This window comes from Agrobacterium sp. ES01 (assembly GCF_050320885.1).
GTDB lineage: Bacteria > Pseudomonadota > Alphaproteobacteria > Rhizobiales > Rhizobiaceae > Allorhizobium.
Genome location: NZ_JBNQTH010000009.1, coordinates 38,747 through 55,663 on the forward strand (window position 1 = coordinate 38,747; position 16,917 = coordinate 55,663).

General features: G+C 58.6%; 16 protein-coding genes. 11 read left to right on the top strand and 5 right to left on the bottom strand.

The window, feature by feature from the left end; all coding sequences use genetic code 11:
• Positions 1 to 75: 75 nt before the first annotated feature.
• Positions 76 to 1,245: a 4-hydroxybenzoate 3-monooxygenase gene (pobA, locus tag ACQQ2Q_RS19925; RefSeq protein ID WP_428188884.1), complete on the bottom strand. Its 1,170-nt coding sequence runs from the start codon at positions 1,243 to 1,245 to the stop codon at positions 76 to 78.
• 102 nt (positions 1,246 to 1,347) lie between these two features.
• Here pobA and ACQQ2Q_RS19930 point away from each other — a divergent pair, with 102 nt between their 5' ends.
• Complete coding sequence (locus ACQQ2Q_RS19930; RefSeq protein WP_428188885.1) at positions 1,348 to 2,241, top strand: helix-turn-helix domain-containing protein; 894 nt, start codon at positions 1,348 to 1,350, stop codon at positions 2,239 to 2,241.
• 9 nt (positions 2,242 to 2,250) lie between these two features.
• On the opposite strand, the gene ACQQ2Q_RS19935 is transcribed toward ACQQ2Q_RS19930, so the two are convergent.
• A complete protein-coding gene (locus ACQQ2Q_RS19935) occupies positions 2,251 to 2,628 on the bottom strand; it encodes a FliM/FliN family flagellar motor switch protein (protein WP_428188886.1) in 378 nt (125 codons plus the stop codon).
• A 185-nt stretch (positions 2,629 to 2,813) separates the two neighbouring features.
• Positions 2,814 to 3,248: a hypothetical protein gene (locus tag ACQQ2Q_RS19940; RefSeq protein WP_428188887.1), complete on the bottom strand. Its 435-nt coding sequence runs from the start codon at positions 3,246 to 3,248 to the stop codon at positions 2,814 to 2,816.
• Positions 3,249 to 3,514: 266 nt separating this feature from the next.
• On the opposite strand from ACQQ2Q_RS19940, the gene ACQQ2Q_RS19945 reads away from it, so the two are divergent.
• The 4 genes from ACQQ2Q_RS19945 to ACQQ2Q_RS19960 all read left to right on the top strand — a co-directional run bounded on the left by ACQQ2Q_RS19945 (position 3,515) and on the right by ACQQ2Q_RS19960 (position 10,225).
• Entirely contained in the window at positions 3,515 to 4,879 is a 1,365-nt protein-coding gene (locus tag ACQQ2Q_RS19945) for an NAD(P)-dependent oxidoreductase (RefSeq protein ID WP_428188888.1), read from the top strand.
• A gap of 23 nt (positions 4,880 to 4,902) precedes the next feature.
• Entirely contained in the window at positions 4,903 to 6,216 is a 1,314-nt protein-coding gene (preA, locus tag ACQQ2Q_RS19950) for an NAD-dependent dihydropyrimidine dehydrogenase subunit PreA (RefSeq protein WP_428188889.1), read from the top strand.
• Positions 6,217 to 6,460: 244 nt separating this feature from the next.
• Positions 6,461 to 9,154, top strand: a complete 2,694-nt coding sequence (locus ACQQ2Q_RS19955; protein WP_428188890.1) for a bifunctional diguanylate cyclase/phosphodiesterase — start codon at positions 6,461 to 6,463, stop codon at positions 9,152 to 9,154.
• A 135-nt stretch (positions 9,155 to 9,289) separates the two neighbouring features.
• Positions 9,290 to 10,225: a DMT family transporter gene (locus tag ACQQ2Q_RS19960; protein ID WP_428188891.1), complete on the top strand. Its 936-nt coding sequence runs from the start codon at positions 9,290 to 9,292 to the stop codon at positions 10,223 to 10,225.
• Here ACQQ2Q_RS19960 and ACQQ2Q_RS19965 read toward each other — a convergent pair.
• Complete coding sequence (locus ACQQ2Q_RS19965) at positions 10,211 to 10,879, bottom strand: TetR family transcriptional regulator C-terminal domain-containing protein (protein ID WP_428188892.1); 669 nt, start codon at positions 10,877 to 10,879, stop codon at positions 10,211 to 10,213. The two genes, ACQQ2Q_RS19960 and ACQQ2Q_RS19965, sit on opposite strands and share 15 nt — an antisense overlap.
• A gap of 298 nt (positions 10,880 to 11,177) precedes the next feature.
• Here ACQQ2Q_RS19965 and ACQQ2Q_RS19970 point away from each other — a divergent pair, with 298 nt between their 5' ends.
• The 5 genes from ACQQ2Q_RS19970 (at position 11,178) to ACQQ2Q_RS19990 (ending at position 15,412) form a co-directional block, all read left to right on the top strand.
• Positions 11,178 to 12,431, top strand: coding sequence for a Zn-dependent hydrolase (locus tag ACQQ2Q_RS19970; protein ID WP_428189001.1), 1,254 nt, complete (start codon positions 11,178 to 11,180; stop codon positions 12,429 to 12,431).
• A gap of 40 nt (positions 12,432 to 12,471) precedes the next feature.
• Positions 12,472 to 12,666, top strand: coding sequence for a hypothetical protein (locus ACQQ2Q_RS19975; RefSeq protein ID WP_428188893.1), 195 nt, complete (start codon positions 12,472 to 12,474; stop codon positions 12,664 to 12,666).
• 102 nt (positions 12,667 to 12,768) lie between these two features.
• Positions 12,769 to 13,527: a class II aldolase/adducin family protein gene (locus ACQQ2Q_RS19980; RefSeq protein ID WP_428188894.1), complete on the top strand. Its 759-nt coding sequence runs from the start codon at positions 12,769 to 12,771 to the stop codon at positions 13,525 to 13,527.
• A gap of 36 nt (positions 13,528 to 13,563) precedes the next feature.
• Positions 13,564 to 15,021: a dihydropyrimidinase gene (gene hydA / locus ACQQ2Q_RS19985; RefSeq protein WP_428188895.1), complete on the top strand. Its 1,458-nt coding sequence runs from the start codon at positions 13,564 to 13,566 to the stop codon at positions 15,019 to 15,021.
• A 10-nt stretch (positions 15,022 to 15,031) separates the two neighbouring features.
• Complete coding sequence (locus ACQQ2Q_RS19990; RefSeq protein WP_428188896.1) at positions 15,032 to 15,412, top strand: hypothetical protein; 381 nt, start codon at positions 15,032 to 15,034, stop codon at positions 15,410 to 15,412.
• A gap of 2 nt (positions 15,413 to 15,414) precedes the next feature.
• Here the strand turns inward: ACQQ2Q_RS19990 and ACQQ2Q_RS19995 are convergent, their stop codons facing one another.
• Positions 15,415 to 15,828 carry a cupin domain-containing protein gene (locus ACQQ2Q_RS19995; protein WP_428188897.1) on the bottom strand — a complete coding sequence of 138 codons (414 nt, stop codon included), beginning with the start codon at positions 15,826 to 15,828 and terminating at the stop codon, positions 15,415 to 15,417.
• A 124-nt stretch (positions 15,829 to 15,952) separates the two neighbouring features.
• Here ACQQ2Q_RS19995 and ACQQ2Q_RS20000 point away from each other — a divergent pair, with 124 nt between their 5' ends.
• Positions 15,953 to 16,744, top strand: a complete 792-nt coding sequence (locus tag ACQQ2Q_RS20000; protein ID WP_428188898.1) for an ABC transporter ATP-binding protein — start codon at positions 15,953 to 15,955, stop codon at positions 16,742 to 16,744.
• Positions 16,745 to 16,917: the final 173 nt, after the last annotated feature.

Genomic DNA, 16,917 nt, shown 5'->3' on the forward strand with positions numbered 1-16,917 from the left:
TACCGCAAGAGCGAGCTGAGGCGAGCGTGCTCGGAACGCTGCCTCAGGGTCTCGTGAATTGCCGATGGGTCGATTTCAGTACGGAAGCCCGACATAATTTTCGGCCATGGCAGTTTGCGCGGCAGTGGACGAGGATAGAAAATCCAGCTCTGCCTCCTGCACTTTCTGCCCGAAATCGCCCTCATCGGGAAAGCGATGCATGAGCATGGTCATGGACCAGGAAAAACGCTCGGCCTTCCAGATCCGCGCCAAGGCGCGGGCGGAATAACCGTCAATGCCGGCACTGGAGTGATCGGAATAGTAATCCCGAAGGCCATCGAACAGATAGCGAATATCGGATGCCGCCAGGTTCAGGCCCTTGGCACCCGTTGGCGGCACGATATGCCCGGCATCCCCGGCTAGAAACAGACGCCCGAAGCGCAACGGCTCGGCAACGAAAGATCGAAGCGGCGCGATGGATTTCTCCAGCGAAGGCCCGGTGGTCATCGCCTCGGCGACGGGATGGGGCAGACGTCTGCGAATCTCATCCCAGAAAGCCTCATCAGACCATTGCTCCACCTTGTCGGAAAGCGGGACCTGAACATAGTAGCGCGAGCGGGTATTGGAGCGCTGCGAACAAAGCGCAAAGCCTCTTTCGTGATTGGCGTAGATCAGCTCATGATGCACCGGCGGCACATCGGCGAGCAATCCCAGCCAACCGAACGGATAGACCTTCTCATAGGTCTTGAGCCCCCGCCCCTCCACGGCTGCGCGGCTGGGACCGTGATAGCCATCGCAACCGGCAATGAAGTCGCAGTCAATCCGATGCGTCGTGCCATCTTTCTCGTAAGTGACGTAAGGTGCATCTCCCTCAAAGTCATGGGGCGTGACATTGGCAGCGTTATAGATCGTCACGCCGCCTTCGTGCGCGCGCTTATCCATGAGATCCCGCGTCACCTCGGTCTGGCCATAGACCATCACGGACTTGCCCGTCAGACCTTGCAGATCGATGCGCTGATGGCCTCCGGCGAAGGCGAGCGAAAAACCGTCATGGACAAGGCCCTCCTCATGCATGCGTTTGCCGGCACCGGCCTCATCCAGCATACCGACCATACCGGCTTCCAGCACACCCGCTCGGATCCGTCCCAGAATGTACTCTCTGTCCACCCGATCTACGATGATATTGTCGATACCGGCATGGGACAGCAGCTGTCCGAGCAGCAGTCCGGACGGGCCTGAGCCGATGATGGCAACCTGTGTACGCATGATCATATCCTCCTGTCTTAAGGATAAGAGGGCACGACTTGCATTCAATGGAATATTCCGCCAATTATTTGGACAATTCAACCATCGCCCGGACACCAACCGATGAACCAGCGCATACCGACCTATAGTCTCTATGGTGAGGAAACGGCCTCTGCACGCGAGTTCTGGATGCATGCCGAGTCGATTGCGAGCCGCAGCCGGTTGCACCAGTGGAAAATCAACGCACATCGCCATGATGCGCTATTTCAAATTTTGCACATCCGCAAAGGCAGCGGGATAGCGGTTTTGGGCGACGATCAGCTGCAATTATTGGCACCCTGCGCCATCGTCATCCCCGAAGGCCATCGCCACGGCTTTACCTTTTCCGATGACATTGACGGCGCAGTGATCACCGTTTTGGCCCGTCATTTCCCCATATGCCGGCCCGGTCACCCCGGCCTTGGCGACTGGCTTCATTCGCCGCGCCTCGTCTCGATAAAGAGTGAACACGACGATGCCCGCTACCTGACAGAGACCCTGGACAGGCTGGAAAATGCGATTGCGGAAGGAAGCGCCAGACCCGTGGTCATGGCAGAGGCTCATCTGGCAACGGCCCTGATGTTGCTGCGACGCATGGAAGCGCCAAATGTCTCGCCGGAAGAAAATCGCGACAGATCGCGCTTCGACGCATTGATGGCATTGATACAGGTCGGTTTTCGGGAGCGCTGGCCCGTCGACGTTTATGCCAGCCGGCTCGGCCTTTCAGTCACGCATCTCAACCGCATTGCCCATGCCTTTGCGGGCAAGCCCGTCAGTCACCTGATCGCCGAGCGACAGATGACGGAGGCAAAGCGTGAACTGGTCTTTGCACAGATTACCATCCAGCAGGTCGCCGATGCCTTGGGCTTTGAAGATCAGGCCTATTTCAGCCGCTTCTTTTCACGCCATGCCGGCCTGCCTCCACGGGCCTGGCGCGAGCAGGAACACCAACGCCTCACCAGAAACGTGGCGCCTTAATCGTAAGGTTCAGCTCTCAGTATTGATCGACAGCATCCGCACACCGATCAAATTATCGGCATCATCGGCCACGAGTTCGGCAAAGCCGATGGTGCGCCCGTTAACCTGCAGTTCGACCGGCTCGCCGAAATGTGTGTCGAGAGAGAAGCACTGGCCTTTGGAAGCGGCCATCAGTTTGGCAACCGAGATTTTCATCCGGCCGATCACCACCTCGACCTGAACCGGAATGTCTTCAACATTGCCGGGCCTGGCGGCCCGCTTGGCCACATCGATCATGAAATCACGTGTCGAAGACCCGCTCTGCGGGTGTATTTCACGCACAGGTAACGCCGCGCTGTCGGCGGAAATACCTATCGGATCTGACACACCGTGACGGTTGACGCTCATTTACAATACCTCTTGAAACGCAATGACTTTTTTTGGTCTAAGAGGTTGCTTTAGCGCGCAACGGACAAGGGTTTCAGTGCAATCAAATTTCAACCTTAACAGATGGTAAAAATCCACAGGCCACGGACGAGATCCTATGGCGGATAGCGGCTGCAATGAGACCTGAAAAACTGAGATCGACGATGTCAGTGCTTGTCCGCACGCCGCACGATACGCGCTTCGATTGCGCGAACGCTCTCCCCTCTCAGCCGCTTGAGGGTGCTGAGCGGAAAGGTGATCTGGCACAAGGCGTCGATAAAGGCAGGATCTTCGCGGTTTGAAAAGGTGACCGTCATCTCACCGTTTTCGACCTTGCGGCGGGCGCAGGTGATGAAAATTTCGCGTTCGCCCAGACACAGGTAAAAATGCTCCGGCAAATACTCCAACATGCTGGAATGGAGAACGGCACCGCCATCGGAGAGACCCACGATCCGGACCTGAGCAGCCTGGAAGGATTTCACCCCCGCCACGGGAAAAACCGCGCGAGCCACAAGATTGGCTTTGCGATGGGTGGCATCGCTGCCGTCCACGCCTTCGTAAAATTGCGCCAGATAGTGTCGTTGCTTTTGAGTGGACGTCATAACGGCCTATAAGAAAATTTTAACGTTAATAAAGTGTGAATTTCTCTAGCAGCGCGCGAAGATGGAATCAATCCCGCGGCATAGCTCGTCCCCCGCCGATCGAGCGGCACCCGAAAGATCGCCCGTCGCACAATTCAAGGCCGCTGCGGACGCTTCAGAACACCGCATTCGCAAGGGTGAAATCGTTTTTTTACCGTTTGATAAATTTTAAAAACCGGGTTAGCCTCTTCGCAGTCGCACCACAAAAAACGATAGAGGGAACTGCGATGCGAAGACTGGAACCGGGCCTCAAGGCCGGGCGGCTTGACGCTGCCGAATACGAAAGCAACTTTTCCGACCTGCATCCACGGCTTGGCGACCACGAGGCCCTTGTTGCGTCAGACCGTTGTTATTTTTGCTACGACGCGCCGTGCATGACGGCCTGTCCCACCGCCATCGACATTCCGATGTTCATCAGACAGATTTCCACGGGCAATCCGATGGGATCGGCAAAGACGATCTTCGACCAGAATATTCTGGGCGGCATGTGCGCCCGCGTCTGTCCCACCGAACAGCTGTGCGAGGAGGCCTGCGTTCGCAATACCGCGGAAGAACGCCCCGTGGAAATCGGCCGCCTACAGCGCTACGCAACTGATATTGCCATTGCCGAGGGCCATCAATTCTACCAACCGGCGCAAGCGTCAGGAAAAAAGGTCGCCGTGGTCGGTGCCGGCCCAGCCGGTCTTGCCTGCGCGCATCGCCTGGCCATGAACGGTCATCTGGTCACGATTTACGACCACAAGGAAAAGGCAGGCGGCCTCAACGAATACGGCATTGCCGCCTACAAGACGCCCAATGATTTTGCCCAGACGGAAGTGGATTACATTCTCGGCATCGGCAATATCGACGTCATCAACGGCGAAATGCTGGGGCGCGATTTCACGCTCACTGATCTGAAATCGAAATTTGATGCCGTCTTTCTCGGCGTCGGTCTCGGCAACGTCAATGGTCTCAACATTCCAGGCACGGATACCAACGGCATTCTCGATGCCGTGGAATTCATCTCCCACCTGCGCGAAGCCGATAGCAAGGCCGACATACCGGTCGGTCGCAATGTCGTCGTCATCGGCGGCGGCATGACCGCCATCGATGCCGCCGTCCAGTCCAAGCTGTTGGGTGCCGAAACCGTGACGATCTGTTATCGCCGCGGCAAGGAACACATGAATGCCTCCGAATTCGAACAGGATCTGGCAACATCCAAGGGCGTCGTTATCCGCCACTGGCTGCAGCCGAAGGAACTCGAACACGAAAACGGCCATGTGAGCGGGATCAAGCTTGAATATACCCATCTTGAAAACGGATTGATGAAGGGCACCGGCCATATCGCCCAGATCGCCACCGATCAGGTTCTGGTGGCCATTGGTCAGAAGCTCGACACCTACGGCATGGACACACTGAAGACCGAAGGTGGCAAGATCGCCATCGACGCCGAGGGGCGCACCTCGCTGCAAGGCGTCTGGGCCGGCGGCGATTGCGCAACCGGTGGAAAGGATCTGACCGTCTCGGCTGTCGCCATGGGCCGCGATGCGGCCGAAAGCATCCATCGTTCTCTCGCCGCGCTCAGCGTGGCGGGGGCAAGTGCTGTCGCTTGAACCGGGAATGAGAGGATAAAATCATGGCTGATCTTCGCAATAATTTCGTCGGCATCAAGTCACCGAACCCCTTCTGGCTGGCCTCTGCCCCGCCAACAGACAAGGCCTACAATGTCGAGCGTGCCTTCAAGGCGGGCTGGGGCGGTGTTGTCTGGAAAACGCTGGGCGAGGAAGGACCGCCGGTCGTCAACGTCAATGGCCCGCGCTATGGCGCCATCTGGGGCGCAGACCGCCGTCTCCTGGGTCTGAACAATATCGAACTCATCACCGACCGTCCGTTGCAGATCAATCTGCAGGAAATGAAGATGGTCAAGAAGAACTGGCCGGACCGCGCACTGATCGCATCCATCATGGTGCCGTGCGAGGAGGAGAGCTGGAAATCGATCCTCCCCCTGGTTGAGGAGACCGGTGCTGATGGCATCGAGCTCAATTTCGGCTGTCCCCACGGCATGTCCGAGCGCGGCATGGGTGCCGCCGTCGGTCAGGTGCCGGAATATATCGAAATGGTCGTGCGCTGGTGCAAACAGTATAGCCGCATGCCGGTGATCACCAAGCTTACGCCCAATATCACCGACATCCGCAAGCCTGCCCGCGCGGCGAAATCGGGTGGCACGGATGCGGTGTCGCTGATCAACACGATCAACTCCATCGTTTCGGTCGATCTTGACAGCTTCGCTCCCAACCCTACGGTCGGCGGCAAGGGCTCGCACGGGGGATATTGCGGCCCGGCCGTCAAGCCGATTGCGCTCAACATGGTGGCCGAGATCGCCCGGGATCCGGAAACAGCTGGTCTGCCGATCTCCGGCATCGGCGGCATTACCACCTGGCGCGATGCGGCTGAATTTCTGGTGCTGGGCGCCGGCAATGTGCAGGTTTGCACGGCGGCGATGACCTATGGCTTCAAGATCGTCGAGGAGATGATCACGGGCCTCAACGACTGGATGGATGCCAAGGGCCACAGTAATCTCGACGACATTACCGGCCGTGCCGTCCCGAACGTCACCGACTGGCAGTATCTCAACCTCAACTACATTGCCAAGGCCCGCATCGATCAGGATGCCTGCATCAAATGCGGCCGCTGTCACATTGCCTGCGAGGACACCTCCCACCAGGCAATCACCAGCATGGTCGATGGCCTGCGCAAGTTCGAGGTCATGGAAGACGAGTGCGTGGGCTGCAATCTCTGCGTCAACGTCTGTCCCGTGGAAAACTGCATCACCATGGTCGGTCTGGAGCCCGGCGCGATGGATGAGCGCACCGGTAAGCCGGTCGACCCCAACTACGCGAACTGGACCACCCATCCCAACAATCCGATGGCCGTTCAGGCCGCGGAATAGCAACCTCCAGCGCCCGGCTCTGTCCGGGCGTTTTCTTGTGCACGCCCAAATTGACGAGGTTCGCGATGCACTGATGCGCAGAGCCTCCGGATCGACACCCTGAACTAGCGCCACCTGAGTAGACTGCATTTCAACAGTCTGATTTAGAAAGCGTTCAACAATAGCGAGTACTTTAACGAAAATTCGTCGATGTGCTTCCAGCCCGTCGCCGTTATTGTTGGTGGGTCGGGGGGCCGGTCTTTAGATGACCACACGCAGAAAAGGCGATCTCAGCTGGGCGTCGTTTTATGCATCGATTGCATATTACGCACCGGCGTTTATCGTCGTCGTGGGCGTTTTCCTGGCTGTCACCTACGCAACCCATCAAAACGAAAAACTTAACCTCGAGAACCTTCGCACCAACACGACCGAGAGTCTGGGTCGCTTGAGGGCCGGCCTTGAAGGCAACATTGCCGCCAATATCCATATGATGCAGGGCATAGCGGCGACCCTTGAAGCCGAAGGCGATGTGATTGCGAAAGATCGCTTTGAAACCATTGCCCGGCACTTGCTCTCTCATCCCTCGCAGTTGATCAGTGTGTCCGCATCTCCTGATCTTGTCACACGCTATGTCTATCCAACCGGTGGATATATGGGGCATCTGAACTGGAATTTGCGGCGCGACGCCAAACAGCATGCCGCCGTGGCGAAGGTTCAAAACGAGGGAAAAATAGTGGTGACCGGGCCGATCACGCTGCGGGACGGCAAGACCGTTTTGGTCGTACACTATCCCATAGTCCAGGAAACCGGTGCCGCCGGCCGCACATTTTGGGGCGTCTTGTCCGGTCTGGTCGATCTCGACAAACTATATGCCGACAGCGGCTTGCCGGCTGAAAGCTTGAATGTGGCGATTGTCGCCAACGAAGGCGAAGAAGGCACGACACACACGATTTACGGAAACCCTTCTGCTGTGTCTGACCATCCCGTCATCACGACCGTGAACTTCGGCACGGATCAGTGGCAGATCTTCGCGGTACCGGCATCCGGTTGGTACACAGCGCCGGCCAACGCGTTTCTTTTCAAGCTTCTCGCCTGCATCATCGGCGTGATGATCATCGGACCGGTTCTTTGGGTCGCCAGTTTGCTGCGGGAACGCCAGGAAAACATATCCGCACTGCGTCAGCGCGAAGAAGATCTGCGGACCATCTCGCACCGGCTGGAAATTGCGCTGGAAGCCTCGAAGATCGGCGTCTGGGAACTGGATGTCGGTAGCGGCATACTCGACTGGGATGCGCGCATGTTCATGCTCTTCGATGAAAAACCGACGGATGGGCAGAACAACTATGCCACCTGGCGAGGCAGTGTTCATCCCGATGATGTGGAAGACGCAGAGCGTACTCTCCACGAGACGATCAAAACCGGCCGTGACTTCACCAACGAATTCCGCATCGTCTGCCCCTCCGGCGAAATTCGCCATATCCGCGCCTATGGCACGATGTATCGCGACTCGGCCTTCCGCAAGAAGATCGTCGGCGTCAATTGGAACGTGACGCGCGACATGCGCCTCCAGCAGGAATTGCGTAAGGCGAAATTGCAGGCAGACAAGCATAACCAGGAACTGGAACGTGCCCGCCAGCATATGGAACACAATTCGCTGCACGATGCGCTGACGGAACTGCCCAACCGCCGCTATCTCGATCAGCATTTGAAAGCAGCGGATGCCAGCGAGGGGGCTCACTCGACCTATACGCTACTCCACATCGACCTCGACCGGTTCAAGGAAATCAACGACACGCTCGGACACGGTGCGGGCGATGAGATCCTGCGCCATACCGCAGCACGACTGCGCGAAAACATCCGCGGCGGCGACTTTGCCGCCCGCATCGGCGGAGACGAATTCGTGGTCGTCTGCGCTGGCCGGATCGATGCGCCCAGATTCACGGACCTGGCGAGACGGCTGATCGATGCCGTCAACATGCCGGTCCGCTATTCCGGCCAGGACTGCCGTGTTGGCGCCAGCATCGGCATCGCCTCTCGCTCCAATGCGGACCTCAAGGCCGAGCAATTGCTGATCAACGCCGACATAGCGCTTTATGAAGCCAAGCGGCGTGGTCGTAACCGTGTCGAGCACTACACCGATGCAATGCGCTCCCTGGCGGTCGACAGCAAGCGCACCAATGACGCGATCTTGCGCTCTATCGAGAGAAACGAGTTTGTCGCGCATTTCCAGCCGCAATTCGATTCCCACACGCTGGAAATCGTGGGCGTAGAGGCACTGGCAAGATGGGATCATCCGGAAAAGGGCATGCTGGACCCCAGCCACTTCATCAAGGCGGCAGAAGAACTCAATGTCATTGCCAAGATCGACGCAGCCATTCTCGACCAGTCCCTGTTGCAGATGACCCGGTGGACGGCAACCGGCCTCCACATCCCCAAGGTCTCGGTCAATATCTCCGCCCAGCGCCTGTTCGACGACATGCTGGTGGAGCATCTCGAGGAACTGAATGTCAGGCCGGGAACCTTGTCCTTCGAGCTGCTGGAATCCATTTCTTTCGACGACAAGAATGAGAGCACCAACAATGCGCTGGCCGCAATCAGGGCGCTGGGTATCGATATCGAAATCGACGATTTCGGCACCGGCTACGCCTCCATTCTCAGCCTGTTGAAACTCTCTCCGCGCAGGCTGAAGATCGACCGCCAGTTGACCAGGCCCATTCTTGAATCGGAGCCACAGCGTCGCCTGATCTCGTCCATTGTCGATATTGGTCGATCACTGAATATCGAAATCATCGCTGAAGGCGTCGAAACAATGGATCACGTGTCTCTGTTGCGTGATCTTGGCTGCCAGACACTTCAGGGCTACGCCCTGGCGCGACCGATGAGCGCCAATGATTTCGCCATTTTTGCCAAACAGCGCAACTGGTTCCCCAGGCAGCCGGCATCCGGCTTAAGTGCCTGAGCAATCGGCTCCCCACCGCTGTGCACCAACGTTTGGCGCAACCCGGACTTTCCCGGTCAGTATACTGCGTGATAGACCGGCGGGTGCGCGCAGCCGCCTGCGCTCTGCATTCCCGTCCGTGAGAACCCCGTTTCCATGACCAATACAGTCCAAAGCCGTCCGGCATCCCCACACAACAGTCACGCAAAGGGTGCGGAAAAACTGCGCGCGCATCTTGCCATGATGCTGTTTGCTGCGCTGATCGCCGGTTCCTTCTCGCTGGGCGGGATCGCCACGCAATATGCCGACCCGACGGCCATCCAGGCTCTGCGCTATTTCTTCAACATGTGCCTGCTGGGCGGACTTTACCTGATCTTCGTGCGCAAGCCGATCAGATTGCCACCGCAGCCGGTAAGGTATCTGGCCTTCGGCGGACTGATGGGCATCTACATGCTCACCATGTTCATAGCGCTGGAGTTCACGAGCCCGGTCTCCACCGGCGCGGTTTTCACCCTGATGCCTTTGATCAGTGCCGGCTTTGCGCTTGTTCTCTTGCGCCAACGCACCAGAAGCGGCGTCCTGCTCAGCCTCGTGATCGCCGCCATCGGCTCCGTCTGGGTCATCTTCCGCGGCGATGTGGACGCGCTTCTACGCTTTGATGTCGGTCGAGGCGAGATGATCTATTTCATCGGCGTTCTTTGCCACGCGATGTATGTGCCGGTCATCCGGCTGCTTGATAGGAAGGACCATCCGCTGCTGTTCGGTTTCTGGCAGTCGGTGGTCATATTTCTCATGCTGTTTGCCATCGCCGCCCCCGAACTTCGGGAAATCGATTACGCCAGCCTGCCAGCGATCGTATGGATCACCATCGCCTATCTCACCATCGCAACCACAGCGCTGACGGTCTTTCTGCTGCAATATGCTTCCATGCGCCTGCCCGCGCCAAAGGTTCTGGCTTACGGCTATCTGACGCCGTCATACATCATTGTCTATGAGGGCCTTCTCGGCCATGGATGGGCCGCAGCGCCAATCTTTCTCGGTGCATTGGTCACGGCCGGTGGCCTGGTGGTAATGGCACTATTGCCCGATTGATCGGGATCTGGATGGCGCAGAGCCCATAAGGCTGCGAATGAAAAGACCCTCCAGAAACTCGGCAGCATCCTCGAAACGCGTCTCGCGCGCCGCGCCCTCGCCCAGCACCGCTCGCACCTGAACATCGAAATCGGCATAATGCTGCGTGGTCGACCAGATGGAAAAGATCAGGTGGCGCGGATCGCAAGGCGCGATCTTGCCCTCGGCAATCCACACCTCGATGATCTGGGCCTTCTCATCCACAAGTTCCTTCAGCGGCCCATGCAGCATATCCTCGATATGCGGTGCGCCCTGAATGATCTCATTGGCAAAAAGTCGGCTTTCCCGGGGAAAATCCCGCGCCATTTCCAGTTTGCGGCGAATATAGGAGCGCAGTTCGTCTTCAGGATCGCCGATGGTGTCGAAAGCCCTGAGCGGCTCCAGCCAGTTCTCCATCACCCGATCGATCAGCGAGCGATGGATCGCCTCCTTGGTGCGGAAATAATAGAGAAGGTTCGGCTTGGACATGCCGGCCACTTCGGCAATCTGGTCAATCGTTGAACCGCGATAGCCTGCGGTGGAAAAGACGTCGAGCGCGGCTTCCAGTATGCGCTCTTCCTTTTCCTCTTGGATACGGGTCCGCCGGATCGTCTGCGCCGCCCTGGGTATGGCCATTATCGTCTTTCTTAACCGGCAATCGTCAAAGCTGAGCCTGACCTGCTGCCTTCATTTCCAGCACTGTTTTATTTTTATGCAATTATCCGCACACCACACTGTTTTTTCGCGTTTTCCGTCTTGAGTGCCGCGCCGGAAATTGTAAGGTTTACCAATCGGTCAAATTATCCGCGAGAAGTCCAACAAAGGCAACGTGCGATATAACCGGCGTGAAAACAAAAACAAACGCGCCGCGGCCAGGGGAACGAAGGGAGACATGCAGCTTGCATGATCTCCGGAAAAACAGGTGAGGTTTATCATGGTGGCGGCACCCGGCGAAAACTTGCGCATCAATTCCGATCGTCTTTGGGATTCTCTGATGGAGATGGCCAAGATCGGTCCCGGCATCGCAGGTGGAAACAACCGCCAGACGTTGACCGATGAAGATGCCGAAGGTCGCTCGCTATTTCAGAAGTGGTGCGATGACGCCGGCATGACCATGGGCGTCGACCGGATGGGCACCATGTTTGCCACCCGTCCCGGCACCGACCCCGATGCCCTGCCCGTCTATGTCGGCTCCCATCTCGACACCCAGCCCACCGGCGGTAAATATGATGGCGTGCTCGGCGTGCTGGGCGCACTGGAAATCGTGCGCAGCATGAATGACCTTGGCATCAAGACCAAACACCCGATCGTTGTGACCAACTGGGCCAACGAAGAAGGTGCCCGCTTCGCGCCGGCCATGCTGGCCTCTGGCGTTTTCGCCGGTATCCATTCGCTCGATTACGCCTATAACCGCAAGGATCCCGAGGGCAAAACCTATGGCGATGAACTGAAGCGCATTGGCTGGTTGGGCGAGGAAGAGGTTGGCGCGCGCAAGATGCACGCTTATTTCGAACTGCATATCGAACAGGGTCCGATCCTTGAAGCCGAAAACAAGGATATCGGCGTCGTCACCCACTGTCAGGGCCTGTGGTGGCTGGAATTCACCCTGACCGGCAAGGAAGCGCATACCGGTTCCACGCCCATGAACCTGCGGGTCAATGCCGGCCTTGCCATGAGCCGCATCCTGGAAATGGTGCAGACCGTGGCGATGAGCGAGCAGCCGGGCGCTGTCGGCGGTGTCGGCCAGATGTTCTTCTCACCCAATTCAAGAAACGTGCTGCCGGGCAAGGTCACGTTCACAGTCGATATCCGCACACCAAGCCAGGAAAAGCTCGACCGCATGCGCGCCAGGATCGAGGCCGAGGCCGCCACCATCTGCGAAGCGCTGGGCGTTGGCTGTTCGGTCGAGGCCGTTGGTCATTTTGATCCCGTGACATTCGATCCAACGCTGGTCGAGAGTGTCCGCAACGCGGCAGAGCGGCTGGGCTACAGCCACATGAACCTGATCTCCGGCGCCGGCCACGACGCCTGCTGGGCCGCAAAGGTGGCACCGGCCACCATGGTCATGTGCCCCTGCGTCGGCGGCCTATCCCACAACGAGGCCGAAGACATCTCCAAGGAATGGGCCACCGCCGGCGCCGATGTCCTCTTCCATGCCGTGATCGAAACCGCGGAGATTGTGGAGTAGGCCTTATGGTACTGTATTCATTGTCAAAGAGGATGGATCGATGTCCGAAAAACTCATCGATGAGACCCTCAAACGCATGCAGGACACGCTCGCCCTGCATACCCAGCATCGCCTTGAGACGAAGGAGCGGCTGGGATTTCTCGACCAACAGTATGCGCGCATTTCTGGGCGCGTTGCCCCTCTCTGCGAGCGCCTCGAACGCGTTGAAAAGCACCTCGACCTCGCGGACGTTTGATTATGTCGCACGCTATCGCCGCATTCGTTGGTTATTCACCCGAATGATCACACGGCAGACCCATGCACTGTCGCCAGCTGTTCAATTCAAGGAGTCCATCCTATGAACGAAGCCGTCCGTATCGACACACAAATCGGCACAGAGCGCCAGCTCCGCATCGACCTTGCCGCAGCCTTCCGTCTGGCGGCACGCTTTGGCTGGAACGAGGCCGTCGCCAATCACTTTTCCGCTGCCGTCTCGCCGGATGGCAAGCAGTTTCTGATCAATCCGCGCTGGCGGCATTTCAGTCTGGTCAAGGCCAGCGAATTGCTGCTGCTCGATGCCGATGACAAGTCTGCCATGCAGCGCAGGGATGCGCCGGATCCGTCCGCCTGGTCGATCCACTCCGCCATCCACCGCGAGGTGCCGCATGCCCGTGTCGTGCTCCATCTGCATCCACCCCATGCAACAGCACTGGCAGGCCTGAAGGACCCGTCGATCAAGCCGATCGACCAGAATACCGCCCGGTTCTACAACCGCATGGGCATCGATCTTTCTTTCGGCGGCATCGCCACCGAAGAGGCGGAAGGCGAACGTATTGCAAGGACAGTCGGCAACCATTCGACCGTGATGATGGGTAATCACGGCGTCACCGTCATGGCAGAGACAGTCGCAGAGGCCTTTGACGAGATGTATTATCTCGAGCGCGCCGCCCAGACGATGATCCTTGCCTATTCCACTGGCCAGCCCCTTTCCATCATGAGCGACGAACTGGCCGAACAGACGGCCCATGAATGGGACACCTACAAGGGCGCGGAATTGGCCCATTTCGAACAGATGAAGACGATACTCGATGCTGAAGACGGCAGTTACGCCGACTGACGCGCACGGGCAAACGACAATAAAAGAGGGAAGCCAATGAGCAGCAAGGTCATCAAGAACGGCACCGTGGTCACCGCCGATCTCACCTACAAGGCCGATGTCAGGATTGAAGGCGGCGTCATTACCGAAATCGGCCCCGATCTGAAGGGCGATCAGGTTCTTGATGCAACCGGCTGCTATGTCATGCCGGGCGGCATCGATCCGCATGTCCACCTCGAAATGCCGTTCATGGGCACCTATTCGTCCGACGACTTTGAAAGCGGCACCCGGGCGGCACTCGCCGGCGGCACCACCATGGTCGTCGATTTCTGCCTCCCCAATCCTGGCCAATCGCTGCTGGAAGCGCTGACCCGATGGGATAACAAGTCGACCCGTGCCAACTGCGACTATTCCTTCCACATGGCGATCACCTCATGGAACGAGCAGGTCTTCGACGAGATGAAGACCGTGGTTCAGGACAAGGGCATCAACACCTTCAAGCACTTCATGGCCTATAAGGGTGCGCTGATGGTGAATGACGACGAGATGTTTGCCTCCTTCTCGCGCTGTGCAGAACTGGGCGCGCTGCCCCTCGTCCACGCCGAAAATGGCGACGTGGTTGCGGCCATGTCGGCAAAGTTGCTGGCCGAGGGCAATAACGGTCCCGAGGGCCATGCCTATTCCCGCCCGGCCGAAGTCGAGGGCGAAGCCACCAACCGTGCCATCATGCTGGCCGACATGGCAGGCGTGCCGCTCTACGTCGTCCATACCTCCTGCGAACAGAGCCATGAAGCCATCCGCCGCGCCCGCCAGAAGGGCATGCGCGTCTATGGCGAGCCGCTGATCCAGCATCTGACGCTCGACGAGAGCGAATATTTCGACAAGGACTGGGATCACGCCGCCCGCCGGGTGATGAGCCCGCCCTTCCGCAACAAGCAGCATCAGGATTCACTCTGGGCCGGTCTGCAGTCCGGCTCGCTGTCCGTGGTTGCCACCGACCACTGCGCCTTCTCCACCGAGCAGAAGCGCTTCGGCGTCGGTGACTTCACCAAGATTCCCAACGGCACCGGTGGCCTTGAAGATCGCCTGCCAATGTTGTGGACCTATGGCGTCTCCACCGGCCGCCTGACGATGAATGAATTCGTCGCGGTCACCTCGACCAATATCGCCAAGATCCTCAACGTCTACCCGAAAAAAGGCGCGATCCTGGTCGGCGCAGATGCCGATATTGTGGTATGGGATCCATCACTGTCCAAGACCATCACCGCCAAGAACCAACAATCCGCCATTGATTACAACGTCTTCGAAGGCAAGGATGTCACCGGTTTGCCGCGCTTCACGCTGACCCGCGGCGAAGTCGCCATCGAGGAAGGCGCCGTCAAGGCCAAGGAAGGCCACGGCAAGTTCGTCAAGCGCGAACCGTTTCAGGCGGTCAACAAGGCCCTTTCCACCTGGAAGGAGCTGGTATCGCCTCGCAAGATCGAGCGCACCGGCATTCCAGCGACGGGCGTTTAAGGAGTTTCAAATGCCGCGCATCCCGCGCACCGCCGCAACCACAGTCATGCTGCTTGCCTCCGCAAGCCTCGCCTTTGCCGACACGCTGCCCTTTGATGGCGCTTACGGCAATGCCGCCGGCTGTCTTTACGCCCAGACGGGCGTGGAGACCGCGTCAGAGGAGATGTTTCTGCTCACGCCGGAAGGTGTGACCACATCGGTTTCCTATTGTGGCTTCGAACAAGTGCTGAATTCGACGCCGCAACGCTTTGCCGTGCGCGCCGCCTGTCATGGCGCCGACACGGTCGCCAAGGCGGCTCTCGACATGAACGTCATCGCCGATGGCGTGAATGCCTATTCGCTGCGTCTCGACGACGGCACGACCTGGGGGCCGCTCGATAGATGCCAGTAGGCTCAGATCTCCACCAGCCCATCCAGATCCGGCAGCAGCACGACACTTTCCTGCTCGTTGGGATCGGTCCGCGCGATGATCGCGGTACAGGGCACGTTGGAGAGATTGGCCGGCAGATGCGGCACACCGGCGGGGATATACATCAATTCGCCCGCATGCAGGACCACATGGTTTTCAAGCCGCGCGCCATACCAGGTATGGGCCGAACCGGAGAGCAGATAGATCGCCGTCTCATGGGCTTCATGCATATGGGCTCTGGCCCGGGCACCGGCCGGCATGGTCAAAAGATGCATGCAGAGACGGTGGGAACCGACAGTCTCGGCCGAGATCCCCTGAAAGTAGCTGAGGCCCTGCTTTCCGTCGAAAGCATTGCCGGGCTTCACGATTTGGCAGGTCGGTTGTGATGCTGGGTTCATTGTCACGCTCCTGGGTCAGGCGGGCTTCGCCCCAAACGTTCAACAAGCCGGGTCGTCCCGGCCATCCCATCATACCACGCCGGGCACGCTTGTACCCCGCGCGAAAAGCGAGTGGCTGTCACTGATGAGTTCGTCCGATTTCTCCGTCGTCTCCGCAAGGGATCTTGGCCTCACCTTCGAGACCAATGATGGCCCGGTGCACGCGCTCTCCAACGTCAATCTCGAGGTCAAGAAGGGCGATTTCGTCTCCTTCATCGGCCCCTCCGGCTGCGGCAAGACCACATTTCTGCGGGTGATCGCCGATCTGGAAAAACACACCGCCGGCGAAATCACCGTCAACGGCATGACGCCCGACAATGCCCGCAAGGATCGCTCCTACGGCTACGTTTTCCAGGCGGCAGCCCTTTATCCCTGGCGCACCATCGAAAAGAACATTGCCCTTCCGCTGGAGATCATGGGCTATACCAAGGCCGAGCAGAAGACGCGCATTGCCCGCACGCTCGAACTCGTCAATCTGACAGGCTTCGGTCAGAAATATCCCTGGCAGCTCTCCGGCGGCATGCAGCAGCGCGCCTCGATTGCCCGCGCCCTCGCCTTCGATGCCGACCTGCTGCTGATGGACGAGCCCTTCGGCGCGCTCGATGAAATCGTCCGCGATCACCTCAACGAACAGCTGCTGAAATTGTGGGCCGCCACCAACAAGACCATCTGCTTTGTCACCCACTCGATCCCGGAAGCGGTCTATCTCTCGACAAAGATCGTGGTCATGAGCCCCCGCCCCGGCCGCGTGACGGATGTCATCACCTCGACGCTCCCCAAGGACCGGCCGCTCGACATCCGCGAAACCCCGGAATTTCTGGAAATCGCCCACCGCGTCCGCGAGGGCCTGCGCGCGGGACACAGCTATGATGAGTAGTTCGCAGCTTGCTCAAAAAGTCCCCCTCTGGCCTGCCGGCCATCTCCCCCACAAGGGGGGAGAAAACACCCATCCAACCGCACGCTCTACCACGCAGTTTTGCAAATCATCGATTTCAGCGAACGATGCGAGACGCCGGCGACGTGAGCCCCTCCCCCTTGTGGGGAGGGGTT